1 protein-coding gene is annotated in these 227 nt (G+C 66.1%); it reads right to left on the reverse strand.

Translation table 11 applies throughout. The annotated features are described in order from the left end of the window. Positions 1-227, reverse strand: a 227-nt coding sequence (locus IF88_RS41815) for a ketoreductase domain-containing protein (protein WP_037808958.1), incomplete at both ends; no start/stop codon positions are given.

Below are 227 nucleotides of genomic sequence, written 5' to 3' on the forward strand. Positions count from 1 at the left end.
GTGTTGGCGGCGGCGTAGTTGGCTTGGCCGGGGTTTCCGATGAGTCCGGCGATGGAGGAGAAGAGGATGAAGTGGGTGAGGGGGAGGTGGGTGGTGAGTTGGTGGAGGTTCCAGGCTGCGTCGGTTTTGGGGTGGAGGACTTGGGTGACGTGGTGGGGGGTGAGGTTGTGGAGGGTGGCGTCGTTGAGGGTGCCGGCGGCGTGGATGACGGCGGTGAGGGGGTGCTG

Origin of the sequence: Streptomyces sp. NRRL F-2580, assembly GCF_000720115.1 — a bacterium.
Taxonomy (GTDB): Bacteria; Actinomycetota; Actinomycetes; order Streptomycetales; family Streptomycetaceae; genus Streptomyces.